The 26,268-nt window shown below is 42.0% G+C and carries 24 protein-coding genes and 1 tRNA gene; 13 read left to right on the top strand and 12 right to left on the bottom strand.

Translation table 11 applies throughout. The features are described 5' to 3' along the window. The first annotated feature begins 25 nt into the window (after positions 1-25). Complete coding sequence (locus B158_RS0111905; RefSeq protein WP_018625612.1) at positions 26-535, top strand: hypothetical protein; 510 nt, start codon at positions 26-28, stop codon at positions 533-535. 93 nt (positions 536-628) lie between these two features. Here the strand turns inward: B158_RS0111905 and ggt are convergent, their stop codons facing one another. After that, the gene (gene ggt, locus B158_RS0111900; protein WP_018625611.1) at positions 629-2,365 is read right to left on the bottom strand and encodes a gamma-glutamyltransferase; all 1,737 of its coding nucleotides are present in this window, start codon (positions 2,363-2,365) and stop codon (positions 629-631) included. Positions 2,366-2,623: 258 nt separating this feature from the next. Here ggt and B158_RS0111895 point away from each other — a divergent pair, with 258 nt between their 5' ends. Genes B158_RS0111895 through B158_RS0111885 form a run of 3 tightly spaced genes read left to right on the top strand, consistent with a single transcriptional unit; the run spans position 2,624 to position 4,789 of the window. Continuing rightward, positions 2,624-2,905, top strand: a complete 282-nt coding sequence (locus tag B158_RS0111895) for a chorismate mutase (RefSeq protein ID WP_018625610.1) — start codon at positions 2,624-2,626, stop codon at positions 2,903-2,905. Positions 2,906-2,912: 7 nt separating this feature from the next. Then, entirely contained in the window at positions 2,913-3,902 is a 990-nt protein-coding gene (ubiU, locus tag B158_RS0111890; protein WP_018625609.1) for a ubiquinone anaerobic biosynthesis protein UbiU, read from the top strand. A 5-nt stretch (positions 3,903-3,907) separates the two neighbouring features. After that, positions 3,908-4,789, top strand: a complete 882-nt coding sequence (locus B158_RS0111885) for a U32 family peptidase (RefSeq protein ID WP_018625608.1) — start codon at positions 3,908-3,910, stop codon at positions 4,787-4,789. On the opposite strand, the gene ubiT is transcribed toward B158_RS0111885, so the two are convergent. Next, positions 4,759-5,301: a ubiquinone anaerobic biosynthesis accessory factor UbiT gene (gene ubiT, locus B158_RS13135; protein ID WP_228127099.1), complete on the bottom strand. Its 543-nt coding sequence runs from the start codon at positions 5,299-5,301 to the stop codon at positions 4,759-4,761. The two genes, B158_RS0111885 and ubiT, sit on opposite strands and share 31 nt — an antisense overlap. A 334-nt stretch (positions 5,302-5,635) precedes the next feature. On the opposite strand from ubiT, the gene B158_RS13130 reads away from it, so the two are divergent. After that, entirely contained in the window at positions 5,636-6,172 is a 537-nt protein-coding gene (locus tag B158_RS13130) for a transposase (RefSeq protein WP_033414123.1), read from the top strand. An 18-nt stretch (positions 6,173-6,190) separates the two neighbouring features. Here B158_RS13130 and B158_RS0111870 read toward each other — a convergent pair whose 3' ends face one another. Continuing rightward, the gene (locus B158_RS0111870; RefSeq protein WP_156823107.1) at positions 6,191-6,358 is read right to left on the bottom strand and encodes a hypothetical protein; all 168 of its coding nucleotides are present in this window, start codon (positions 6,356-6,358) and stop codon (positions 6,191-6,193) included. 143 nt (positions 6,359-6,501) lie between these two features. Between B158_RS0111870 and rsxA the strand changes: the two genes are divergently transcribed. Genes rsxA through nth form a run of 7 tightly spaced genes read left to right on the top strand, consistent with a single transcriptional unit; the run spans position 6,502 to position 12,303 of the window. Beyond that, positions 6,502-7,083 carry an electron transport complex subunit RsxA gene (rsxA, locus tag B158_RS0111865; RefSeq protein WP_018625604.1) on the top strand — a complete coding sequence of 194 codons (582 nt, stop codon included), beginning with the start codon at positions 6,502-6,504 and terminating at the stop codon, positions 7,081-7,083. 8 nt (positions 7,084-7,091) lie between these two features. Next, positions 7,092-7,679 carry an electron transport complex subunit RsxB gene (gene rsxB / locus B158_RS0111860; RefSeq protein WP_018625603.1) on the top strand — a complete coding sequence of 196 codons (588 nt, stop codon included), beginning with the start codon at positions 7,092-7,094 and terminating at the stop codon, positions 7,677-7,679. Further along, the gene (gene rsxC / locus B158_RS0111855; protein ID WP_018625602.1) at positions 7,679-9,277 is read left to right on the top strand and encodes an electron transport complex subunit RsxC; all 1,599 of its coding nucleotides are present in this window, start codon (positions 7,679-7,681) and stop codon (positions 9,275-9,277) included. The genes rsxB and rsxC overlap by 1 nt, the downstream gene beginning before the upstream one ends. Further along, positions 9,274-10,350 carry an electron transport complex subunit RsxD gene (gene rsxD, locus B158_RS0111850; RefSeq protein ID WP_018625601.1) on the top strand — a complete coding sequence of 359 codons (1,077 nt, stop codon included), beginning with the start codon at positions 9,274-9,276 and terminating at the stop codon, positions 10,348-10,350. Before rsxC ends, rsxD begins: the two co-directional genes overlap by 4 nt. Next, positions 10,340-10,981 carry an electron transport complex subunit RsxG gene (gene rsxG, locus B158_RS0111845; protein WP_018625600.1) on the top strand — a complete coding sequence of 214 codons (642 nt, stop codon included), beginning with the start codon at positions 10,340-10,342 and terminating at the stop codon, positions 10,979-10,981. The genes rsxD and rsxG overlap by 11 nt, the downstream gene beginning before the upstream one ends. After that, positions 10,974-11,675, top strand: coding sequence for an electron transport complex subunit E (locus tag B158_RS0111840; RefSeq protein ID WP_018625599.1), 702 nt, complete (start codon positions 10,974-10,976; stop codon positions 11,673-11,675). The genes rsxG and B158_RS0111840 overlap by 8 nt, the downstream gene beginning before the upstream one ends. Continuing rightward, positions 11,668-12,303, top strand: a complete 636-nt coding sequence (gene nth, locus B158_RS0111835) for an endonuclease III (protein WP_018625598.1) — start codon at positions 11,668-11,670, stop codon at positions 12,301-12,303. The genes B158_RS0111840 and nth overlap by 8 nt, the downstream gene beginning before the upstream one ends. Before the next feature lie 394 nt (positions 12,304-12,697). On the opposite strand, the gene B158_RS0111830 is transcribed toward nth, so the two are convergent. From B158_RS0111830 to B158_RS0111805, 6 genes are all read right to left on the bottom strand, one after another. After that, positions 12,698-12,774 (bottom strand) — tRNA-Val (locus tag B158_RS0111830). Positions 12,775-12,826: 52 nt separating this feature from the next. After that, positions 12,827-13,423, bottom strand: a complete 597-nt coding sequence (gene cysC / locus B158_RS0111825; RefSeq protein ID WP_018625597.1) for an adenylyl-sulfate kinase — start codon at positions 13,421-13,423, stop codon at positions 12,827-12,829. Between the two features lie 15 nt (positions 13,424-13,438). Next, positions 13,439-15,187 (bottom strand): SLC13 family permease, encoded by a 1,749-nt coding sequence (locus B158_RS0111820; protein ID WP_018625596.1) that lies wholly within the window; start codon positions 15,185-15,187, stop codon positions 13,439-13,441. A 17-nt stretch (positions 15,188-15,204) separates the two neighbouring features. Then, complete coding sequence (cysN, locus tag B158_RS0111815) at positions 15,205-16,626, bottom strand: sulfate adenylyltransferase subunit CysN (protein WP_018625595.1); 1,422 nt, start codon at positions 16,624-16,626, stop codon at positions 15,205-15,207. Next, a complete protein-coding gene (gene cysD / locus B158_RS0111810) occupies positions 16,626-17,534 on the bottom strand; it encodes a sulfate adenylyltransferase subunit CysD (protein WP_018625594.1) in 909 nt (302 codons plus the stop codon). Before cysD ends, cysN begins: the two co-directional genes overlap by 1 nt. Before the next feature lie 77 nt (positions 17,535-17,611). Further along, positions 17,612-18,349 carry a WecB/TagA/CpsF family glycosyltransferase gene (locus B158_RS0111805; protein ID WP_018625593.1) on the bottom strand — a complete coding sequence of 246 codons (738 nt, stop codon included), beginning with the start codon at positions 18,347-18,349 and terminating at the stop codon, positions 17,612-17,614. 268 nt (positions 18,350-18,617) lie between these two features. Between B158_RS0111805 and B158_RS13125 the strand changes: the two genes are divergently transcribed. After that, positions 18,618-19,745, top strand: coding sequence for an MraY family glycosyltransferase (locus B158_RS13125; protein ID WP_018625592.1), 1,128 nt, complete (start codon positions 18,618-18,620; stop codon positions 19,743-19,745). A 74-nt stretch (positions 19,746-19,819) separates the two neighbouring features. On the opposite strand, the gene B158_RS13340 is transcribed toward B158_RS13125, so the two are convergent. Genes B158_RS13340 through B158_RS0111785 form a run of 3 tightly spaced genes read right to left on the bottom strand, consistent with a single transcriptional unit; the run spans position 19,820 to position 26,267 of the window. Continuing rightward, positions 19,820-21,700, bottom strand: coding sequence for a glycosyltransferase (locus B158_RS13340; protein WP_018625591.1), 1,881 nt, complete (start codon positions 21,698-21,700; stop codon positions 19,820-19,822). Between the two features lie 3 nt (positions 21,701-21,703). Continuing rightward, positions 21,704-25,258: a glycosyltransferase family protein gene (locus B158_RS0111790; RefSeq protein WP_018625590.1), complete on the bottom strand. Its 3,555-nt coding sequence runs from the start codon at positions 25,256-25,258 to the stop codon at positions 21,704-21,706. 43 nt (positions 25,259-25,301) lie between these two features. Then, positions 25,302-26,267, bottom strand: coding sequence for a hypothetical protein (locus B158_RS0111785; protein ID WP_156823106.1), 966 nt, complete (start codon positions 26,265-26,267; stop codon positions 25,302-25,304). Position 26,268 lies beyond the last annotated feature (1 nt).

Genomic DNA, 26,268 nt, shown 5'->3' with positions numbered 1-26,268 from the left:
TCACAAATAATAACAGGAAATACTCATGACAGTAGCAGCAACAGAGACATTGCAAACTGGCGACACACAGGAGGTCGTCACCACCTTTGCAAGCTATGGCTCAACCTGGGCCATATACATTGCCTTGGTCATATTGATGGTAGCCATCATCTGGTATGCCATCCGTAAATGGCACTTCGTTGTAAAATGGTTCATTACCTCAGTAATCCTGGCTGGAGCCCTGACCCCGGGACATCCAGTGGATTATGCTGAAACCTATTCGCCACTTGTATTAAACTCTGTAGTGTTATTATTTGATGGTGATAGCGCAGGATTTCTAGCGGGCGTAAAAACCATCATCTGGGTATTCTTAACCATTTTTGTGGTGGGACTAGGCGCTTGGTTTGGCTTTAAGTTTTGGCGTAAGAAACAGGCACAAAACGGCAATAAGCCAGCGGATCAAAATGCCACTGCAAAGTCCTCTGAAAAGAAAATGGCAACTCCGGTAGAGCCAACTTTAGGTGATGACAGTTCTGATAAAACTGACAAAGCTTAAATACCAATCACTTAAAAAGGCGAGCTAAGCTCGCCTTTTCTTTTTAAATTCAAAGCCACTTTTTAAATCGATAAAAAACTCAAAAAATCTGGCTTAATACCCTGCTGCCTCAGCGTTTGGTCGACGAGGGTCGGCTGAGCCATAAATATAATCTTCGACCTGAATCGACTGAGTGCTACCCATAGTACTTGAATCATATAGCTCATAGCCTTTTGCTTTAAGCAGGTCACGCGTGTCAGTGTTAATCGCAGGCTCAACAAACAATCGGTCAGGTAGCCATTGATGGTGGAATCTTGCAGTATGAGTCGCTTCTGCGACATTCATCTCATGGTCGATTACATTCACCACCATTTGAAGCACGGTGGTAATGATTCGACTGCCGCCAGGGCTGCCAGTTACAAGCTTAACTTTACCGTCTTTAAAAACCATGGTTGGAGTCATCGAGCTTAATGGACGTTTTTTAGGCTCAATAGCATTGGCTTCGCCGCCAATTAAGCCATAAGCATTGGGAGTTCCAGGCTTGGCCGAAAAGTCGTCCATTTCATTGTTCAACAGAATTCCCGTTCCTTCAGCAACAATACCTGAGCCATAGGAAAAGTTGAGTGTATAAGTATTAGAGACCGCATTACCCCATTGGTCTACCACTGAAAAATGCGTGGTATCAGGGCTTTCATATTTTGGTTTAGTGCCCGCTTCAATCGAACTGGATGGCGTCACTTTATCCAGCTCAATGGTCTTAGCCAGCTTGCTCGCATAATCCTTGCTGGTCAGCCAGTCAATGGGAACATCATAAAAGTCGGTATCGCCCAGATGCTTACTGCGATCGGCATAAGCACGCTTCATACTCTCGGTCATGACGTGTATGGAATTCGCTGAATTAGAACCCATTTCTTTTAGCGAAAAATGCTCAAGAATATTCAGCATTTGAATCAGATGGACGCCACCGGAACTGGATGGTGGCATAGTCACAACCTGATGCCCACGATAGTCTCCAATTAATGGCTTGCGCACAACCGGCTTATAATTGGCCAAATCTTCCAGGGTTATTAAACCACCATGCTGCGTCATATCCGCTGCGATACGCTTAGCAATTTCACCTTGGTAGAAGGCTTTTGCGCCGTATTTCTGAATCTGCTTTAACGACCAGGCCAAATCAGGTTGTTTTAAAATTTCGCCAGCCTGGTAACTAGAGCCATCTGGTTTATAAAAAGCTTTTTTGGTCGCTTCATTTTGCATTCTTGTACGGCGACGTTCTAAGTTATTGGAAAGATCCCAGGTCACTTCAAAACCATTCTCGGCCAAATCAATTGCCGGTTGAATCACCTCTTTGATCGTCATGGTTCCATATTGCTTGAGCGCCAACTCCATGCCTGCAACTGTGCCCGGCACACCAGACGACAGATGACTGAATCGAGCCTTCTGAGGATCCACGTTACCGTCAGCATAAAGAAATAGGTTGCGGTGCGCTTGAGCGGGTGCCATTTCACGATAATCAATAGCGACTGTTTGGTCTTTCTCTGCAAGGTGGATCAGCATGAAGCCACCACCACCCAGGTTCCCTGCACGGGGAAGCACCACGGCCAAGGCAAACGCGGTGGCAACCGCGGCATCAACCGCATTGCCTCCTTTTTTCAGAATATCTCGCCCTACACGGCTAGCAATATACTGCTGCGACACTACCATGCCTTTTTCTGCAACCACCGGATGATGGATACTCTGATAATCAATAATGGCTGGGGCTTCCTTACTCTCTGAGCTGGCATAAGCCGAAAAGCTCACCGTCAAAGTCAGTAATAAGCTAGTTAAGGTATGAAGAACTGGACGAATCATATAAATCACAATTAAATTTATTCAAAGTTGCGGTCAGTGTAAACCATATCGAAACAAAGTCGAAGGCTGCTCTTTTTATTAGCTCTAGAATGAGACATAAGCTTGATGGATAACGCTCAAGAGCTAACCCTTCCTGTAAGTATAAAAACATCCCTCTTTGTTTGATTCATATCAAGGGCTTTAACAATAGCTACACCTAGAATGTGCCCATTAATGAGTTATGCCTATAGCTTTTAAAGAGTGCCGGGGAGAAATACCATGATGCCACTTGATCAATTACGCTCACAGATAGATACCATCGATGAACAGCTGTTGAGTCTATTAAAGCAACGCTCTCAAGTTATCGATAATATTTCCGATATAAAAGGCGAGCTCGGTTTACCGCTGCATTGTCCCGAACGCGAACGTCAAATCATCAACAATATCTGTTCGAGAAACCCGACTCTGTATCATCAGTTGGATCTGGTCTGTATCTTCCGCGCCATCTTCAATGCCAGCTTAAATCTACAGCTGCTCAAAAATACCAAACAGGCAGGGTAAGCAGCTCATGGAATTAGTATGCCCTGCCGGTAATTACCCTTCATTAGTTAAAGCAGTCGATCAAGGCGCCAATGCTGTTTATATAGGCTTCAAAAATGAAACCAACGCCCGCCACTTCTCAGGCCTAAACTTCAGCGAAAAGCACTTATTGAAAGGTATCGATTACGCACATAGAAACAACTGCAAGATCTACTGTGCTATCAATACATATCCCAGGCAAGACGGTTGGAAAACCTGGGCCTCCAGTGTCGATATGGCGATGGGGATTGGTATTGATAGTCTGATTGTTGCTGATACTGGCGTCATGGATTATATCCGTTCGCGCTCTGATGACTTTCCCATTCATTTGTCAGTGCAGGCATCGGCAACCAACCTTGAGGCTCTGAATTTTTATCACCAGAACTTTGCCATCAGGCGCGCAGTCTTACCACGCGTATTATCACTCAAGCAGGTCACGCAATTGGCGCAGAAGTCACCAGTAGAAATTGAGGTGTTTGGATTTGGTAGTCTGTGCATCATGGCCGAAGGTCGTTGCTACTTATCTTCCTACCTGACCGGTGAATCACCCAATACACAGGGTGTTTGCTCGCCCTCTTCGCATGTGCGTTGGGAAGAAAACGATGGTGTACTCAAGAGCCGCTTAAACAACTTGCTAATCGACCAGTTTGAAGAAGGCGAAAATGCTGGCTATCCAACCTTGTGCAAAGGTCGCTTTGAAGTACAAGGTAATATTGAATACGCGCTGGAAGAGCCAACCAGTTTGAACACTATGGATATTTTACCGGAACTGCATCAGGCAGGCGTCGTGGCGATAAAAATTGAAGGCAGACAACGCAGTCCAGCTTACATAGAAACAGTGGCCAATGTCTGGCGCAAGGCTATCGATTCGGTCATATCCAATTCCGCAAAACCCAACGAACAAGATAAACAAAAACTCACCGCACTGTCAGAAGGTCGACAGACAACGATTGGTGCCTACGAAAGAAGCTGGCAATAACGACTATGAAAACATCACTCGCAGCAGTTCCCTATTTTTGGACTCAACAGGCCTATCAGGACTTTTATCATCAAGTAGCTGAAACAGACATAGATACCGTCTATCTTGGTGAAACGGTTTGCTCAAAACGTCGCAGTATGACGCTTCAGGACTGGATTGATGCTGGAATCTTTTTACAAGGCAAAGGCAAGCAAGTGGTCTTATCAACCATGACCTTGCTCGAAGCTGAGTCCGAGCTCAGCTATCTGAAAAAGGTCGTGCAACAGAAAGAGTTTCTGGTCGAAGCCAATGATATGTCGGCTATTCAGGTAGCCAATCAGGCAGGCAAACATTTTGTCTCTGGTAATGCCATCAATATTTATAACAACCAGTCGTTAAGCCTATTTCATAAATTAGGCATGACCCGCTGGAACATTCCGGTGGAACTTGGCCAACAAGATCTCAAGCCGGTTATCCCCAAGGCACAGGAGCTGGGTGTCGAACTTGAGTATCAAGTTTATGGAAGAATGCCACTGGCCTATTCAGCACGATGCTTTACTGCGCGTCATCATGATTTACCCAAAGATCGCTGTCAGTTTAAATGCAAAGATGATGTTGAAGGTATTCCTGTAAAAACTCGCGAAGGTGATAGCTTTGCTCAGATCAATGGCATTCAAACCCAGTCCGGCAAAGTCAGCAACCTGCTCAATCACTGGCAGAAACTTTACGCGGCAGGAATTGACTATGCCCGGATTGTACCGGTAGCGCCTGACACCACCTTGCAGGTCATCAAATCATTAACCCAGGCCACTGCAAACAACCAGCCTCTAGTAGACTTTACTGATGACAGCCGAGAATACTGCAATGGTTACTGGTTTCAGATGGCCGGTCTTGAAATGATTGCCTGATATTTCTGTAGCAATGTTTTTATCATTTTAGGTATCGCATCAGAATCAAGTGTATCCAATGTGTTTTTGACATGGTGGGCTAGCTCTGTGTCACCACCAATGGTCAGTTTACGTTGGAAAAACAAGGTATCCGGATCAATTTTTTGCTGCACTAAATCAATAGCATCCGCAGTAAATACTGATAAACGCGCGTCTGCATCAGATGACTCCTGAGCGATCTGACGACACACGAACTGATGATTTCTAAAACCTATGGTTGTAAATAACTGGGCATCCCTGATTTCAACCTGTAACCATTTGCCAGTCAAATAATCAAAGTCGCCATCGGTAATCTGTTCCTTTAACACACGATTCAGAACTGCTTCAATAAGCCTTCGGTTAGCCACTTGTGGCACGAAGCTGATGCAGGAACTCAGTCTTTGTGGTGCCAATAGCGCTGCTAATTTGGGTTGAAGTGTTGCTGTTAATTTTTCAGTCAGTGAAAAATGAAGGAGATCGGATACTTGGGTCATATAATGTTTTGATTCGTTAAGATAGCTCATTATAAAAATGACTCAGCAAATAGAGCATGACCTTGATCATGTGCTAAATCATTTGCTTGGCAATTCAATGGTTACCCCTTTCAAAGGGCGATTCGTGAATCGCCCCTACACAAATTCTACACAGCCTCTTGTTAGTGAGAGGTTGACCCAGTGGGCGATTCGCAAAGCACAAAAAAAATGTTTTTCCTTGCCTCCTGTAGGGGCGATTCAGGAATCGCCCAATAACTAATGGTTATTTAACAGATACCTCGTTATTTGAAATACAAAATTAATTTTGATTGAATCCTTCCAAAAGGAGCTTCGTATGAATAAAACTCAAGGACGAAAATCGACTCGTCTACAGACATATAACTACTCAACACCCGGCCTCTATTTCGTAACAATTTGCGTACACAACCACTCTTGCTTGTTTGGAAGTATAGGGGATGGGGAAATGAGGTGTAATCAGCTTGGAAAAATCGTAGAGCAGCAATGGAAAACTACTATTAGCTCATTTCCAGGTATAAAAAGTGATGAGTGGGTAGTAATGCCAAACCATTTCCATGGATTAATACATCTTTTGGAACACTCTGAGCAACGGCTAGTACAGACTAATACTAATGATCACGCGAATACTACAAGAAGGAAAATGTTAATACCTAAAGTAGTTGGTAAGTATAAAATGCAAACCTCTAAATTAATCAATCAAGTTCTTGACCGGAAGGGAAAAACACTCTGGATGCGTGGTTACTGGGATAGAGTTGTGAGAAATGAAGCTGAACTTTATAGAATTAGAGAGTACATAGCAAACAACCCATTAAAATGGGAACTTGACAGGCTTAACCCTAACAATAATCTATAACCTTCGAGCAAAAGTTTTTTAGAGCGATTCATGAATCGCCCCTACAAACTTAATCCAATTCAACGCACGAGCCTGACCTGCTCCATAGGATGCTCCCAGCAAAACTCTGCCACCCTCTTCGTACGGGCGATTCACGAATCGCCCTCCCCAAATGGTGACCACTACTTCCTTATGCCCTTGATCCACGTCATTTCCCTTAAACTTTCTATGGTTGTTTAGAAACCGGCTATCCCTCATAATATGCAGTCTTTCGATGGCAAGTTTTACTAATTGCCTGCTTCGATTCACTCCGTCGCGAAAATTGCGCAAAAACAAGGTGTTATCAGCTGATGGGCGAGTATTTGCTACTCTTTATCGGTACCGTTTTGGTCAATAATTTTGTTCTGGTGAAGTTCCTTGGACTTTGTCCATTCATGGGTGTCTCCGGAAAACTGGAAACAGCTATTGGCATGTCAGTGGCAACCACCTTTGTACTGACACTGGCTTCCGCGCTCAGTTACATTGTTAATACCTTCATCCTTGCGCCTCTCGGCATGGAGTATTTGCAAACACTTTCCTTTATTTTGGTCATTGCCGTTATGGTGCAATTGACGGAAATGATTATTCACAAGACCAGTCCGATTCTTTATCGGTTACTGGGAATATTCCTGCCACTGATTACCACCAACTGCGCTGTGTTGGGCGTAGCACTGCTTAACGTTAATGAGGCTCATAACTTTGTTCAGTCAGTGATTTACGGCTTCGGTGCTGCAGTCGGCTTTTCACTGGTTCTCATATTATTTGCAGCCATGCGTGAACGCCTGGCGGCAGCGGATGTACCTTTACCGTTCAAGGGTGCATCTATTGCGATGATCACAGCCGGGCTAATGTCACTGGCATTCATGGGCTTTTCCGGCCTCGTTAAACTTTAAGGTTGCCCATGGATTTACTGGTAGCAGTTATTATTCTTGCTGTGCTCGGCCTTGTATTTGGGGCCATTCTCGGCTTTGCCTCGGTAAAATTTAAAGTCGAAGGCGATCCTATCGTTGATCAGATCAATGACATACTGCCGCAGACTCAGTGTGGTCAGTGTGGCTATCCAGGCTGTAAACCCTACGCAGAAGCCATTGCCAATGGCGATGAAATTAACAAATGCCCACCTGGCGGTGAAGCAGGTGTTAAAGCTCTGGCCGACCTGTTGGGGCGCGAAGTCATTCCATTGGATGAAGAACGTGGCGAGGAAAAACCTCCCCGTGTTGCCTACATTCGCGAAGACGAATGTATTGGCTGCACCAAATGTATTCAGGCCTGCCCAGTCGATGCCATTCTAGGCGCTCCCAAATTAATGCATACCGTCATTATTGACGAGTGCACTGGCTGTGACTTATGCGTTGAGCCCTGCCCTGTGGACTGCATCGATATGATTGAAATTCCGCAGACAGTTTCCACCTGGAAATGGCAACAACCTGATCAGATGGAATTAAACCAGATCCCTATTAAGCAGATTTTTAGTAAGGAGAGCTCTTAATGGAACGCTCTAACTACAAATCTGAAATTCCCATTTTTGAATTCCATGGTGGGATACATCCCAAGGAACATAAACTTGAGTCGAACCAGACACCGATTCAAAAAATTCCGCTACCTCAGCAATTAGCCATCAACCTCAAGGGACAGGCAGGCAACCGCTCGCTACCCATCGTCAATGTTGGAGACAAAGTATTAAAAGGACAGGTCATTGCTGAAAGTGATGGTATTTTCAGTACCTTCCAACATGCCCCCTGCTCAGGAACAGTTGTTGCCATTGAAAAGCGTCCGATTGCGCACCCTTCCGGTCTTGATGACTTATGTGTGGTTATTGAAACTGATAGCAAGGATCAATGGTGCGAACTGTTCCCTAAAAAGAATATCCATGAATTGGAACGGGCTGAAATACTCGCTCATATTTGCGAGAGTGGCATTGTCGGGCTCGGCGGCGCCTCATTCCCCACTCATATCAAGCTTAAGCGAGAATCAGGGATTGATACCCTGATTATCAATGCAGCAGAGTGTGAACCCTATATTACCTGTGATGATCGCCTACTCCAGGAGCGAGCAGCAGACGTCTTACGAGGCGCACAAATCATTAGTCATCTGTACGATGATATCAACATCATTGTCGGCATTGAGGACAACAAGCCCAACGCGATTGACGCCTTAGTCGATGCACGCAAACAATTAGAAATGGATACGGTCAAAATTGCAGTGGTGCCCACCAAATATCCAAGCGGAGGCGAAAAACAGCTCATCCAGTTACTAACGGGTGAAGAAGTCCCGCATGGTGGTTTACCTGCTGATTTGGGTTTGGTCATGCATAATGTAGCAACCTGTGTTGCCATTTATGAAGCCTTTGAGTTTGGTAAGCCCCTGGTATCCAGAGTAGTAACACTAACCGGTGAGGCCTGCCAAAAGCCAGGTAATTATGAAGTGCCTTTTGGTACCCCTGTTGAACACTTGATGTCATTCTGTAATGCCACAAATCCTGGTGTTTTGGTTATGGGCGGTCCCATGATGGGCTTTGAGTTACCGAATCCGAAAGTCGGTATTGTCAAAGCAACCAACTGCATCATTATGGCTGCCCCCAAAGAACTCAAACATGATCATTTAGCTCTACCCTGTATTCGCTGTGGTGCCTGTATGGATGCCTGTCCGGCTTCATTGTTGCCACAACAACTCTACTGGCATGCCAAAGCTGATGAGTTTGAAAAAGCCGAAGAATATGACCTGTTTGATTGCATTGAATGTGGTGCCTGCGCTTATGTATGCCCTAGCGATATCCCATTGGTTCAGTACTATCGTTATGCCAAGTCGACCATTCGCAATCAGAAAGTTGAGAAAACTAAAGCTGATAAAGCTCGTCTGCGTCATGAGGCTCGTAATGAACGATTGGAACGCGTCAAAAGAGAGAAGGCTGAAAAACACCGTAAGGCAGCAGAAGCTAGACGCAAAGCAGCTGAAGCCGCTGGTGAAGATGATGCTAAAAAGGCTGCAGTTGCCGCAGCATTGGCTCGCGTAAAAGCCAAGAAAGCACAGCAAGATGATTCTGATACAAAGACCGAAAGCAATGACCAAAAGGATACTGATGCATGAGCCTGATTTCTTCGCCATTTGCTAAGAAACCAACATCCGTTACCGAGCTGATGCTGTGGGTAATTTTTGCTACGCTCCCGGGCCTATTTGCATTGGTTTACTTCTTTGGATTTGGCGTCATCATCAACCTGATATTGGCCTGCGCTACAGCTCTGGTTACAGAGGCTTTAATTCTCAAAGTTCGTCAGCGCCCTGTATTACCCATATTATTTGATGGCAGCGCATTGGTAACCGCCTGGCTGTTAGCTCTTGCCCTACCCCCTCTTCTTCCCTGGTGGATGACGGTAATAGGAGTTGCCTTTGCAATCGTTTTTGCAAAACACGTTTATGGTGGTCTTGGTAACAACCTGTTTAATCCAGCTATGGTTGGCTATGTACTGTTACTGATTTCGTTTCCACTTGAGATGACATCTTGGTTGCCTCCTGCTGAGCTTGCACAGAATCCAGTCAACTTCCTCGATGCCGTGGCCTATATCTTCACTGGCACAAGCATGGCAGGAGAGCCAATGACTGCAACTCGATTGGGCGTTGATGGATTTACCATGGCAACGCCCCTAGATCATGTGAAAACTGAATTAGCGCAAGGTTACCGTCTGGCCGAAATTGAAAAGGATGCAGTTATAAGCGGCCTATCAGGTTCTGGATGGCAATGGGTTAACATTGGTTTTCTTGCAGGCGGGCTATTCTTGATGTTCCGTAAAGTTATCGGCTGGCAGATTCCAGCCGGTGTACTGTTGGGCATGATCATCATGTCTTTTGTGTTGTTCGCCGGCAACAGCGACCACTACCTTTCACCCAGCTTCCACCTGTTTGCTGGCGCCACCATGCTGGGTGCTTTCTTTATCGCCACTGACCCCGTGACAGCATCAACTACTCCGAAAGGTCGTTGGATATTTGGTTTGGGTATCGGTGTCATCACCGTTATTATCAGAACCTTCGGTGGTTATCCAGACGCCATTGCTTTTGCGGTTTTGTTGATGAATATGACTGTGCCAATGCTTGATTACTACACCAAGCCTAAAGTCTATGGTCACAAAGTAAAACGTCAGCAGGGAGATACTGATGCTCACTAAAATGATCAGTAAGAACGGTTTAATTCTGGCGATTTTTGCCGCGATATGCGTGGGCCTGATCGCAGTAACTTATTATATAACTCGTGACACCATCGCTGGCGAAATGGAAGCGGCCTTAGCTCGAACTTTGAATCAGCTGGTAGCAGAAGATGAATATGATAATGATGTATATCATGATTGCACCTTAATTCAGGATGCCAAAGCGCTCGGCTCCAAGAAGCCTCTGAAAGCTTACCGGATGCGCAAAAATGGTGAACCTGTGGCTGTGGTTATGGAATCGATTGCACCTAACGGTTACAGTGGAAAAATCGCCATGGTTGTTGGCATTTATCAAGACGGCACCATTGCTGGAGTACGAGTAACGGACCATAAGGAAACACCAGGTCTTGGTGACAAGGTCGATGCAAAGAAAAGTGACTGGATTTTAGATTTCGAAGGTAAATCCTTGAGTAATCCTGATATTGAGGGCTGGGCTGTCAGTAAAGACGGCGGCCAGTTTGATGCCTTTACCGGTGCCACCATCACCCCAAGAGCAGTTATCCAGCAAGTCGCAACGACATTAGAATTCTTCGAAGACAACAAGCAGCAGCTTTTTGAAGGACCACAAAACTGTGGAGGAGCTAATGATTAATTCCGAACATAAAACGATTATCAAAAACGGGCTATGGGATAACAACCCGGCGCTCGTTCAACTGCTGGGTCTTTGTCCACTTTTGGCAGTTAGTAATACCTTCATCAATGGTCTTGCTCTTGGGCTAGCCACTACCTGGGTTTTAGCTGGATCCAATGCTTCCGTATCGCTGGTCCGCAATTATATTCCTAAAGAAATCCGAATCCCGATTTTCGTGATGATGATCGCCAGCTTTGTGACCAATGTTGGTTTAATCATGAATGCCTTTACCTATGAATTGTATCTGACGCTGGGCATATTTATTCCGCTTATCGTTACCAACTGTGCCATTATTGGTCGCGCTGAAGCCTTTGCCTCTAAAAACAAATTCTTCCCATCGTTGCTGGATGGAGTGATGCAGGGCTTAGGATTTACCGCGGTTCTTTGTACACTTGGCGCACTACGCGAAATGATTGGTCAGGGCACCCTCTTCTCAGGTGCGGAACAGTTATTCGGCGAATGGGCCATTGACTTAACAATTTCGTTCTATCTGACGGACTCTACCTTCCTGTTTGCCATACTCCCGCCAGGCGCCTTTGTTGGTCTTGGGATTTTAATTGCCATCAAAAACGGTATTGATAACAAACGAGCCGAACAGGCAAAAGCTACCAAGACGTCACCAATCAAAAATGAAGAGGCGTTAGGGCATGAATAAAACGAAGCGCCAGGAAATATTTGAGCGACTGCGTGACAATAATCCCAATCCAACCACTGAACTGGAATACAACTCAACGTTTGAGTTGTTAATAGCAGTCATCCTTTCCGCTCAGGCAACCGATGTTGGTGTCAATAAAGCTACTCGCAAGCTATTTCCGGTGGCTAACACCCCAGAGGCTATTTATGCCCTTGGAGAAGAGGGACTCAAAGAGTACATAAAGACCATCGGACTGTTTAACAGTAAAGCCAAAAATGTGATTTCATGCTGTAAAGACTTGATCGAAAAGCATGACTCGGTAGTGCCCGATAATCGCAAAGACCTCGAAGCACTGGCTGGTGTTGGTCGTAAAACAGCAAATGTGGTACTCAACACAGCATTCAGACAGCCTGCCATGGCAGTGGATACCCACATATTTCGCGTCTCCAACCGAACAAAAATTGCGCCAGGTAAGAATGTCAGACAGGTTGAAGAAAAACTCCTGAAGTTTGTCCCAAAAGAATTCCTTTTAGACGCTCACCACTGGCTCATACTACATGGCCGCTATACTTGCCTGGCCAGAAAACCCCGCTGCGGCAGCTGCATCATTGAAGACTTGTGTGAGTTTAAAGATAAGACTAGTGATTAATGATACATAGCAGTCATTTGAATAAATCCTACTGCGACACAACAATCTCATTACTCGGCAGGCAGTCACATAATTAGCAACCCTACAACCTCGAATTTCTCTCAGGCACAAAAAAATGCTGCATTAAGCGGCACTCTTCTGAATTTGGTAGTCGACAAGTTACTGCTCCTGCGTAACTTACACTTCCGCTTCTGACCCACATGGATGTGGGGAATGCATTGCTAATGCATGGAGCATTAGCTGCCCTGGCGGTCGCGAGTGGGCTACTCGGGCTGTCCTGCCAACCATCAAAACTTTGAGAGCAGGTTTCTGTACGGGCGATTCATGAATCGCCCCTACATACTTCATTTCTTTCAGGTACAAAAAAGCCGTGACAAGCACGGCTTTTTAAATTTGGTAGTCGCGAGTGGACTCGAACCACCGACCCCCACCATGTCAAGGTGGTGCTCTAACCAACTGAGCTACGCGACTATTTTGAGAGCGGGAATTCTACCATATTCTTTTTTCGGTTCAAGCAATTATTTTAGGATATGAAGCCGTTATCTCTTAAATGCTGTAGAACCTGTTGTGCAAGCTTATCAACTGATTGCTGGTCGGTTTTAAGATGAATTTCCGGCGCTTCAGGCGCTTCATAAGGGGAGTCCAAGCCAGTAAAGTTCTTAATATCTCCAGCTCGGGCTTTTTTATACAACCCCTTGGGATCTCTTTGTTCACAAACCTCTAAAGGAGTATCAACGAATACTTCAACAAATTCACCTACGCCATGTAATTCTCTTACCTGCTGACGGTCAGCTTTAAAGGGTGAGATAAAAGCTGATAACACTATGAGACCTGCATCGGTGAAAAGCTTAGTGACTTCCCCAATACGTCGAATGTTCTCAACACGGTCATCCTCACTGAATGACAAATCCTTATTAAGTCCATGGCGGATGTTATCACCGTCTAACAAATAAGAGTGGTTACCATTTTCTAGCAATAGTGATTCCACAGCATTCGCCACGGTAGACTTTCCCGAACCTGATAAACCTGTAAACCAAAGAACGCAAGGCTTTTGACTCTTCTGCTTGCAACGGTTTTCATGAGTTACATTATGATGATGCCAAACGATGTTTTCTGTCACGAACAACTCCTGCAATTATGAGAAAGGGAACACAATGGGTATCGCTATCAAGGCCACAATGGTAAAACTTAAGGATACCAACCAGCCGACTCTTGCGAAGTCCCTAAAGCTATAGCTTCCTACATTCATAACCATGAGATTGGTTTGATAGCCAAACGGACTAATAAAGCTAGCCGAAGCACCGTAAGCAACTGCCATAACAAATGGCATGTAGTTTACACCAATAGATTCTGCCAGACCAAAAGCAACTGGAAACATCAATGCTGCGGCAGCATTGTTAGTGACCATCTCTGTTATTATCCAGGTTAAGAGATAAATACTGATAAACGATAGATAGATTCCAGTTAGGTCATTACTACCGTCAATCTGGAACATACCTGTTACTGCTCGAGCTATTAGACTTGCGACACCGACCTGGTTAAATACATCAGCAATAGCTAAAGCCGAAGCAATGACTAGCCAAATTTCTAGGGGTAATCGCCGGCGTACTTCCGTGGTACTAATAACTTTAGTGGCAAGGATAAGTATCAAATACCCCATCATAGCCGTCAGTAAATTCACCAACCCCGTTGCCGCCAAAGTTACAGCAACAAAAAAACCAGCAAAAGTTATAATTTCTTGAGAAAGTTTTAACGGTGGGTGCAGCTGGACTTTATCAAGAAATATAAAGTTACGCTCAACATTGGGGCGCTTATAAAAATCAAGGCCTGTAGCAATAACGAGCTTGTCTCCAGCGCGAATCTCTACTTCACCCAGTGCGCCAGACAAGCGTCCTCCATTACGTCCAATTGCAACAACCGCCGCGTCGAAATGGGCCCGAAAACTACTTTGCTTTAGAGTTCGCCCAATCAAGGTGGACATAGGACTAACGATAACTTCTTTTAGATGTTTATCCAGTAATCCAGAATCTTCCGCAAAAACGCTCAAACCTTTTACACTAGCAAGCTGCTTTGCCAACTTAACGTCACCACAGTAAATTAAAAGGTCACCCTGCTGTAACTCAAAGTTGTGCTCTACGGGTGCAATGACCTGTTCATTACGGACAACTTCGACAAGGTCAAGGCCTGTGATTGTGGTCAAGCCAGCCTGATAAATGGTTTTACCAATTAAAATACTGTCGCTATCAACCTTAGCTTCAAGGAAATACTCCCTGGAAACAGTACCAGTCACGCTTTCCTCTGGTAGCCAATAACTCACCACTATGACAGCAACTCCACTGACCAAAAGAATGATTAAGCCAACAGGTAAAAAATCAAAGAAATTAAATCCAGGTTCACCATAGTCGACCAGAAAACTGTTAACAACCAGGTTTGTTGATGTCCCGATCAGTGTCAGTGTGCCGCCTAAAATGGCAAAATAAGATAATGGAATAAGTAAGCGTTTGGCAGGCTGGCTCGAGTTATTTCGCACAGCACCCATTAGCGAAGCTACAATGGCAGTGTTATTCAGAAATGCCGAGCTGGCCGCTACCAAGCCACCCATTTTAACTAAAGTAAAAAACTGACTCTTGCTAAAAAGCTGTTTGCTGATCCAGGCAAGTGCACGGGTGCGTTCTAATGCAAGGGAACAAATCAGTAGTAAAATAAGAGTCAGTACTGCGGGATTTACAGCATGACTAAAGAATCGTTCAGCAGATACAAATCCAGGGAAGTATAGCGCTAACGCGGCCATAGAAAAAAGCCACGCAGGCCGAGCCAGGTTCATCACCAGCCCCACCAACATGGCTATGATAATGCTAAAAACGTAGACTTGCTCTAAGAGCATAGCGTTTCCAACACTTGTTACTTAGATTTTGAAATATCTTTAGCGCCCCAGTGCGGGAAGTGCTTTCTTACAAATTGATTCAGCTCCAACTCATAAGCACTAACCTCTACAGGCTCGCTATCTTCGCCTGAGTCAGACAGAGGCTCTTCGATCATTCCAGCGCCTACAGTGACATTGCTCAAACGATCAATAATGATAAAGGCACCAGTTTTGTGATTCGAACGGTAATCATCAAACATGGCCTTTTCGCCCACTTCTAAGTCCACCAAGCCGATTTCATTAAGCTCTAATTGACCAGCAGGATGTTCAACCATTGTATTAACATCTATTCGATGGTGGATCTTATCGAATTCGCCAGTGGTCAGTTTACTGTTAAACTTAATATAGTATTCTTTGTGCTCGGTCATTGGTTGTTCATGCATCCAGACGACCTTTGCTCTCATCCGTGAAGAAACATGCGGCAGATTATCTTTTTTAACAATCATATCGCCACGGCTAATGTCTATTTCATCGTTTAGCGTAATAGTCACGGCCATAGGTGCTGAAGCTTCTTCTAGCTCACCTTCGAAAGTAACAATAGACTTTACGGTTGATAATTTGCCTGAAGGCAAAGCACGGATAGTGTCTCCGACTTTAATGGAGCCAGAAGCAATAGTTCCCGCATAACCTCTGAAATCAAGGTTTGGACGATTGACATACTGAACAGGGAACCTAAAGTCTTCCAGATTAATATCATGAGCAATTTCTGTAATCTCAAGATAATGCATAAGAGGTGAGCCGCGGAACCATTTCATGTTCTCACTTGGATTAACTACATTATCGCCATCCAACGCTGAAATTGGCACAAAGCGAATATCAGGAATATCCAAGGTCCCAGCTAATTTTAGGTAGTCAGCCTGAATGGATTTATAAACATCTTGTGAATAATCCACCAAATCCATTTTATTGACCGCGACGATGACATGTTTAATACCCAGCAAAGAACAGATAAAGCTGTGACGACGCGTTTGTGTTTGTACGCCATAACGGGCATCGATCAGAATAATAGCCAAATCTGATGTCGAAGCTCCAGTTGCCATATTACGGGTATACTGCTCGTGTCCAGGAGTGTCCGCAATAATGAATTTACGCTTATCAGTTGAGAAATAGCGATAGGCAACATCGATAGTAATGCCCTGCTCTCGCTCTGACTGCAAACCATCTACCAATAAAGCCAAGTCTACTTTATCGCCCGTAGTTCCTGACTTTTTACTATCTTCAGTAATAGCCGCCAACTGATCTTCAAAAATCATTTTGCTGTCATGTAGCAAACGGCCAATTAAAGTGCTCTTGCCGTCATCAACACTACCGCAAGTAATGAATCGCAGTAACTCCTTGTTCTCATGCTGGTCAAGGTAGCTTAGGATATCTTCTTGAATCAAAGGTGATGCGTGAGACATTAGAAGTACCCCTCAATTTTTTTCTTTTCCATTGAGCCGGAACTATCGTGATCAATAACACGTCCCTGACGCTCTGAAGTCTTTGTTAATAGCATTTCTTGAATAATGGCTGGTAACGTATCGGCTTCTGATTCAACCGCACCTGTTAACGGGTAACAGCCTAAAGTACGGAAGCGTACCTTTTTCATCATAGGCTTTTCGTCCTCTTCCAATGGCATGCGATCATCATCGACCATAATCAAAGTGCCATCTCGCTCAACTACAGGGCGTTCTTTTGAGAAATACAGGTCAGGGATCTGGATATTCTCCAAATAGATATATTGCCATATATCCAATTCTGTCCAGTTGGATAGTGGGAAGACTCGAATACTTTCGCCCTTATGGACTTTTCCATTGTAGATATTCCAAAGCTCAGGTCTCTGGTTCTTAGGATCCCAACGATGCTTTTTATCCCGAAACGAATAAACACGTTCTTTTGCACGAGACTTTTCTTCATCACGACGAGCGCCACCAAATGCAGCATCAAATTGATAGTGATCAAGCGCCTGTTTCAAGGCCTGAGTTTTCATAATGTCCGTATGGGTTGCACTACCATGACTAAAGGGCCCTACATTCATGGCAAGACCTTCTGGATTTTGATGGACTAAAAGCTCAAAGTCATACTCTTTAGCCATTCTATCGCGAAACTCGATCATCTCACGAAACTTCCAGGTAGTATCAACATGCAATAATGGGAATGGAATTTTACCCGGCGCAAAAGCTTTGCGCGCCAAATGGAGAAGAACCGAAGAATCCTTGCCCACAGAATAAAGCATTACTGGTTTATCAAACTCAGCAACGACCTCTCGCATAATGTGAATTGACTCATACTCGAGCTGCTTAAGATGTGTAAGTGTTTGATTATTCATTACAAGAAATGACCCGATTAAATTTTAAACACTGCCTTGTTTTTAGTGAGGCAATTGTAAAGGAAAATAGATTCTATTTATAGCTTACCCGCTACATGCAACACAAAATAGTGAAGCAATGAAAACTGCCTGACAATCCTACGTGGCTCCGTTATTAACCTGTAAAGCCACTCCAAATGAAGCTGTCTTAACAATTTTGGAGCTCTTCTTATCTTACCGACAAAAACATCATAACTTCCTCCGACCCCCATGTAGAATGCACCCGGATGAACCTCGCGAAGTTTTGCAATGAGAAACTCCTGTCTCGGCGAGCCTAACGCAACAGTAACTATTTCAGGTTTAAGTCTGACTACCTCATCAATAATACTTTCCTCGTCTTCAAAGAATCCATTTCTACGGGTTAAATTATGAACTCCAAACTGTTCTTTGAGTTTTTTTGCAGTAGCTTTGTTGGTTTCTTCAGTTGCACCGAGCAGGTACACCGACTGTCCTGACTCTGCTACCTTCTTCATTAATTCAACCCATAGCTCACAGCCTGGGATACGCGAGTTTACAACACCTTTGCTTTTTATAGTTTTGACCACCGATATACCATCAGCATAAAGCAAGCTAGCAGACAATAAACAGTCTTTCAGATTTTCATCTTTCATTGCCGAAATAACTTTTTCTGCATTAACGGCTACAGCAAACCCACCTTCCATATTTGCACTGTTAATGATCGCACTAACAGCATCCTCTAAACAGTGATAAGGTTTGATTGGAAGCCCTCCCACAGATACTGACGCGCCGGAACGACAAGTTAAGAATTCAGTCATAAATTTTAAATAAATCCGATTAAACCATTAGTTGTAGCTTATTGACTAATAAATTGTAGATATTTCAAAATAGCCGATTATTAGTTAATGCCCCAACTTAACAACAGCTTGGCTTTACAAATTTGTAAATATTAACTGCCTATTGTTTCTCATTATCTCTGTTAAAGATACCCGATTTAAAACTTTATTTTGAAACAACGGGCTTGACCCCTTTAGCTTTTAATTAGCCATGCTATAATCTGGCAACTCAGTTATAAGCTAAAATAACATGGAAAACTTACTTGAAGACATTACAGACCACGTACTTTTTCAAGCCGAAGGGATGATCGCGCTGATATTAGTTTTAGCTGGCCTGCCCATACTGCGACGAGCTGCCCCTAAAGTTGGGTTAGTTGACCACCCTGGCGGACGCAAACGCCAATGCACACCAACACCTTTGGTTGGTGGAATTGCCATATTTCTAGCCGTCACAACAACTTTATTTACGAGCACTCTTTTTTCAGAGTTCAAAGGCTTAATTCTTGGAGCTTCGGCGTTATTTGTGGTTGGTCTCTTAGATGACAGGTTCGACCTTCAGGCAAAACTTAGGTTCGTATTACAAGCAATTATTGTTTCAATAGCCTTGTCTATTGATGGTGTCTGGCTTTCATCTCTAGGTAGTCTTGCCGGCGTTGATTTACAGCTTGGAATATTGCAATACCCTATTACAGTTTTGGCAGTGTTGGGCGTAATAAACGCCATTAACATGCTCGACGGTCTCGACGGACTTGCCTCAGGTGTAGTCTTGCTAACTTTGTTCTTTATTCTTGGATTTTCTGTAGAAAGTGGGAGCGAGGTAGTATTAATTTCAAGCTCACTATTAGGAGCAACTCTGGGCTTTTGGCTGTACAACTATCGGTTCCGCTGGCGCGAAAAAGCCAGTGTTTATATGGGCGACTCAGGCACCATTTTACTAGGCTTTAGCCTTTCGTATATAGCTATATATTTAACTTTACCTCAAAAGACAACTAATACCCTTGAGCCAGCTTACTTGTTATGGCTATTTGCCTTACCGTTATGGGACATCACTACAGTACTATTTAAAAGAATTAAGTCTGGACGCTCGCCATTCTTGGCAGGTCGGGATCATATTCACCACATATTGCTAAATCATGAACTAAGTGTACGCCAAACTGTTCTGTTAATTTATGGAGCTACACTATTAGGACTTTCTCTAGGAACTTCTTTGTATTATTTTAAATTCGGCTCGGTAGGATTGTATCTTTCTTTTATTGCCTCATTACTGTTCTATATAAAAGTAATTCTTAGATTTGAGCAAAAGATATCTGCAGAAGTAATAGAGCTTGATATAAGCAAAAGCAAATCCACAAATAAAAAGAAACAAAGTAAAATTTAGGGTAATTAATCTATTATCACAAAACGAATGCAGGAAAGCGTTTCAGACTTGCCTGAAATCTAACATGCACTGACCTAAATCTTGCTATATAAATCTACTAGAACATCTTCCTGACTTTCCCATGATAGCTGTTTTCTTGAATTAATAGCATTTTTCTTGTATTTTCGACGCAACTCAAGGTCATCAACCATTTCTGTAAGGGCAGCGGCCAAACTATCTACGCTCTCACCCACAAGTAAACCAACCTTATAGCGTTCAACAATCTTTCGAATTTCTGGGAAGTCAGTTGTTATTACTGGTAAGCCAGCAAGCACATATTCAAATAACTTGTTTGAATCTGTTGAATAGTGATTGAGGCAAGTATTCAAAATAGGCTGAATGCCGATATCTGCAGATGCTGTATATAAGGGTAATTCTGCTAAAGGTACAACAGGTATAAATTTAACCTTATTGGTAACATTTAGACTTAGAGCTAGCTGCTTTAGCTCATGCTCTAATCGCCCACTTCCGATCAACACCACATAGACGCTCTCAACTCTTTGTGCTGCATAAATTAATCTTTCAAGACCTCTGCCAGACTGGAGACCGCCCTGGTAAACAACTATTGGCCATGACTCCTCCAATCCAAGCTCATCACGAATTTTTGAAGAAGTTTGATATTGGTAAAGATTGGGCCTGTTCTGAATCACAGTTGGTCTTGTAACACCATAAGCCCTTGAAAAAAACTTCGCTCTCATGTCTGTAGTAGTAATGACCGCATCCGCTCTTCTCATTAATCTTTTTTCAAAGAAGCCGACAAAATTCCTCAGCAACTTCAACCCTTCTCTATCTGTACTAATTTCATGTGCATCATAAACAAGCTTAGATCTCGTAAACTTACTAGCCAACCAGGCAATTGGTAACACATGTATGTCATGAGCATGAATTATATTTGGCTTTGTTCGTACAACTGAAACAAACATCCTAAACATTGCTGCAATTTGAGAGATTATCTTCAGCGAGGCGCTATAATATGAACTTCTTGCAGTCAACGTTTCTCCAGGAGGCTTTCTACCTTTGACTCTAGTCACTTTTACACCAGAAGAAAGCATAGTATTTGCTGGGGTAGAACGGTTAACTTTGAGCGCATGAACGGTAACAGGATACTTATGCTTTTGGAGTGTATTAGCCTCTTTTAGTACGCGTGCATTATTAAGAAACTCATTCCAAGCCAGCATACTAACTCTACCGCCTAGATGGCTATCAAAAAAAATTATATCATCATGATAAAGTGTTACGAGCTTGTTATATATGTCATCATCCTGCAAAAACGAATAAGTGCTAGGCCAGCCTTTTTTTTGCTTAAAGTTGTCATGAAGCTCTTTCGTTGTCAGATCGACTGCATTAGTTTCATATTTCTTTGCATTAGAAGTTGCATTGAGCTTTTTCTTGAAATATTTATTTGCAAACTCGTCACCAAATAAAGCTTTTGACTCTGTAAAAAGCTCATCTAAGATAATAACTTTATTATAATTATAGTCACCTAAATGACTTTTCTGCGTCCAAAAATGACTATCGACATTGTCTTGATTTTGCTGAGATAAATACACATTAACAAAATCTCTGAAGGTGACATCCTCTACTGGCTTATTTAAACAGCTCGATACATTACTATGAAACGGTGTCTGGCGATGTAGTCTATTAACAAATTGGTTGATAAATGCAGATACTATTCGACCAAGGGGCTCTCTTATGACCACAATTCGATATTCAGCACTTTCCATGTCCTCTTTACTTGCGGAATGATACTTACCCATAAATGATATTGGATTGCTATATTCATTAGGATCATATTCAAAAGGTGACTCATTAATAAATACCTGCTTCCAAGCAGTACATGCATTTTTTTGAATGTACAGATATGTTATTTTAGAATTATTAATTGTTATAGAAAAATTCTTTACTCTTTTTTTCACAAACTATTTCTCACAGTCGAATAATTGCATTTCTTTTTTTATTGTTGCCTCTAATCCACATTGCTTTCTAACACGTAAACTCGCATTAATAGACATCTGTTGGAATAGTCTCACATCGTTATATAAGGCCTCTATTGCATCCGCCATAGCTTTGTGATCTTCTGAAGGAACCAAAAAGCCTGAAGAATCATCTAAAAACTCAGGAATTGCAGCTACACAATTGGTAATTGGTACTAAGCCTGATGACATCGCCTCATCTCTTGATACACCCTGAGAGTCCATTCTTGTAGGAGTAAGAAAAACTCCGTAACCACTATGTAACTTAGCGATTTCTGCCTGGGTTAAAAAACCTCTATGAATCTGAACATTTTTAAAAGATGAAACCTGTGATGTAAGTTCATCGAACAAGGGGCCATCACCTACCAAGCAAAACTCTAAGTCATCAAAGAAATCTCTTTTGGATAGCTCCAGAATTGTCTTAATGGTTAAATCATTCGCATACTTTCTACTTGCATATGGTCTTATTGAAAGTATCTTCTTCCTTAATTCTGGAGGTTTCAGTGAATATGGGAATAATTGATCGTTTATATAATTATGTATAACTTCAACTTGTTCATCCGGTAAAGTTACCCCAAAATCATTAAACACCTCATTTTTAAAGTATTCGGATACAAAAACAAGTTTGAGATTTGGATGTGGTTCCCTAAGTATGCTTATCCAAAACTTTTTCCTTAAATCACTAAGTTTTTTTTGCTTACCCACTTCAGCTGTAGACATGCGCTCAAACTCAAATTCGCGCCTATTCCAAAGCTGGATTTCAGCACCATGCGCCCAAACGATTACTTTAATGTCATCTATATACTTATTAAGAACATTCCACATAGCACTGTCCAATAAGTGCACTAGTACGCACTTATACTGCCCCGTCGACAATGTTCTATCCAAGAGATTAATATCTCCCTGGACAACATCTACTCCTTCAAACTCTCTAAATGGAGCAGTGCCTTCATTTGTCAGTCTAAATACATCAACATTTCTGCCTAAATCTTTATATCCTTTTATTCTTGAATGAAGAAACCCAAATCGATAAAGATTTTCATAGGATGGATACTGATTCGTTAAAACCAATGTTTCAGACTTGCCAATAACCGTTGATGGAATTTCAAATAGTTGACCAATGATAATTTGCTTTATTGATACTTCGCCAGCTTTTAAGCACTGAATTCCCAATCTGATAAATGTGCATAGTGGAGGAATAGACAGAGAGTAGTGGGCGCCATCAATAGGGTTTGTCTGCGTAGAAATAAAATTATTATTATAATCATAGAACTCAAATACTGAGAATGCGCCATCAAAAGTGGATTCGATATCAAAGTAAAATTGATTGTTTGACAGAAGGTTTAACTCTTCACGCGCAAAGAACTTGTTGAAGAATAAAACTTGTGACTCACCTTCGACTGCTTCTACTTCAGAACTAAATTTTACCAATCCAGACTGGACTTCAACAGACAAGGTATTACTGCAAGGTGGTATTATTTCTTTTAATGTATCGCTTCTCAAAGAAACTATGGACCCGTTTCCAGAACGGTAGCCAGTTTCAAATGTTCCACTTACCTTTACTTCATCGAAGTAAGACAAGGTACTAACACCTTTATCAGCAACTGATAAATCAGACACAAAGCTGTAGTCAATGCCTACTATTTCCTGTTTGGTATTTTCACAGTAATTGAAGCAGTCAATTGAAAGAGCTTTACTATTTGTTGGCTCTATTATGCTAGCCTTAGATAGCAATTCAAAAATTGTGGAGTTAGGAGCAACGATTTTCTTAAATACTGTTCTAAACGGATCAGCATCTGATACTAACCTATATTCATTACCAAAGTTAATTTGCTTAAACCCATTTTCCTGATATTTAAAGTATGAAGATTTAGTAATAACTTGAGCATCTGAGTAATCGAAAGCTAAGCACATATCTTCTAAATAACTTGTGCCATAGTAATCACCTGGCTTATAAATTGCACAGACATCATCAGAATTTAACGAGCTGAAATATTTATTAAATTCTTGCTCATCATTAGTGCAATTTATTTGACCTAAATATTTATAACCTGAATTACTATCTGATTTAAAAAGAACATGTAGCAATTTATTAGGATACGATTGAGATTCAAAGCTTTCAATTACATCTTTAAAAGCATCCTCACTATCTACTACAGCAAAGACATTTATTTGTTTTTTATTAATGACAAATTCTCGCCCAGTTAACTTTGCCAGAATGAAGCTAAGTCGGTGCGAATAGGTATGTTCATTCATTACCTTACGTAGACCTAATAGACGATATTTTTTGTAATCAATTTCGTTAGAAACATAATTGTTTAAACCATCTAATAAGCATCTGGTATCATCGGAAGCGATAACAAGATCGCCAAAAAGCTCTCTGACACCACGCGAATAGTTACTTAACACAATAGTATTAGAGGCCATCAACTCAAAAACTCGCCGAGCAAACATAGTTTGAGACTGCTTTATTGTGTTGATATTTATCCCAAACTTATAGCCTTTATATGCTTTATCAATTTCCGAGAAAGGAAGGCCACCTAGGATCTTATCTTTATACTCATCTGGAAACTCAAAATGTGGATGTGGTGCGTTATAATTCCTATCGTATATCTCAACTCCCTTAAATGAATCTGCTATTGCTGTTAATGTTTTAAAATCAGCTATTCGCTCAGGAAAACGAACATAGTAGGAGCCCGCAAAGTTGAAACTATCTTTTCGTTGATATTTCTCTATCGGATTGTGATATTTAGGCTGAGCAGCAAAAGGAAGTACATACACACGTTCATGTCCTAACGCTGCCTTATACTTGGCAATTGAATCAAAATCCGTAGTAAATACATAGTCTACAAACTTGGCAAGTGGAAGAAATGAGTTGTAATGAACTGGGTCTTCTTTATTCCACAAAAGTGTAGGAATATCATTATCGAAACACCAATCTATGCAACCAACAACTTCTTCTGTACATGTACTAACTTTTCGTTCCCATAGTTTATCTTTACCCTTCCAGGCCGACTCAATGAACAAAAGATCTGGCTTAAAGTTTTCTAACTCATCTACATAGTTGTCTGGAGTTAATAATAAAAGTTCACATTCTGGAGCAAACGAGCTGTAGGTGAACTCATCCATAATTGCTGCCATCCGAACCTTTCTTCCATTTATCTTTCCTCTAACTAACTCTTGTATATTAGAAATATCTTTAGATGAAATGTTTGACTTGGGTTTGGCAATTGGCTCCCTTACTGGTGCGCCGAATAATTTATAACCATGTGTTAAATGAAAGTTTTGCTTTGTCCTAGCATCTTTGTATACTCGATATAGTGATTTAGGAAGTGAAAGGATTCCTCTCCAGGATCTAAGTGAATTAAGTAACGTGTTTCCAAGTCGATAAGAAGTTGAATTACGAACATCATTGACTTCCGCTTTAAGTGCAACTTGTTTATTGACGAGCTCTTGATACTCATCAATGCTGATAGTAATTTTGTTATTTTGCTTATCCACTTTTTACCTTCTAATAGACACGGAGTACAAATATGTGGCTATATTACGGACGATAGTCAGATGTGTATTGTATTAGGTCATTTAATATCTCAGATACCAACCCAAACAGATCATCAGATTGATGTGGTTCTCGATTATCATCTATCATTACATTCAAATCTTCTATTTCACCGATTATTTGATTTGCATACTTTATAGTCGTAGCAGACTCTTCCTGAGCCCATTTTTGAGTAAGTGATAATTGCTCATTTGAAAGAGAAATCTTTGAAGATTTAATCTTTCCTAACTTTGGAAAGACAATATGTTTTAGAAAAAAGTTACGGTCTTTATCTGAAAGGCTGTGTCTAGCATTCAGAAATCGTAAAATCTCTGTAAGCTCATAGCCTAGAGACAAATTACTTTCAGTGCTCTTTATGGAAAGATTTAATTCCTCAGAATTTAATTCAAGTGCACTTAAAAACATATGCGCCAGATCTTCCTTAACTCCTGATGTAGGAACTATAACAACTGAAATTGGAGCAACCTTCGACCATCTTCTAATCTGATTACCATATGCGTATATTTTCCACATACCACTAAGTTGATCTCTGTCGTTTTCCATATTGTTAACAAATTTATCTAAGGATAACTTACCACCACCTTTAATATATTGTTGCCAAGCTGAAGGAATAACACTGGATAAGTTTCTTACGGTAAAAATAATTTTGTCAGGTTGGCCAAATGTATCAACGACTTTACTAATTCCTAACTCATCAAGACAAGAAAGCACTTCCGCTGAGAGAATTACATTACTGTCATTACTTTTAACTATTTGGCTTGCGAGGTCATTTGAAAGTTCACCGTTCTTCCTACCTGATTTGGGGACGCTCCAGGGTACAGAATCCGGCACAAGATCATATATAGCATGCTGTTGATTGAGTCTTTGACCGGGATATCTCCAGTTTTTTAATTTTAGTTGGGATTTATTTTTATGTAGGACTGACTGTAAGTAAGTCGTACCTGATTTCATT

This window comes from Kangiella aquimarina DSM 16071 (assembly GCF_000374105.1).
Classification (GTDB): domain Bacteria; phylum Pseudomonadota; class Gammaproteobacteria; order Enterobacterales; family Kangiellaceae; genus Kangiella; species Kangiella aquimarina.
The sequence above is the reverse complement of the archived record's forward strand: the minus strand, read 5'-3'. Positions and strand labels throughout refer to the sequence as shown.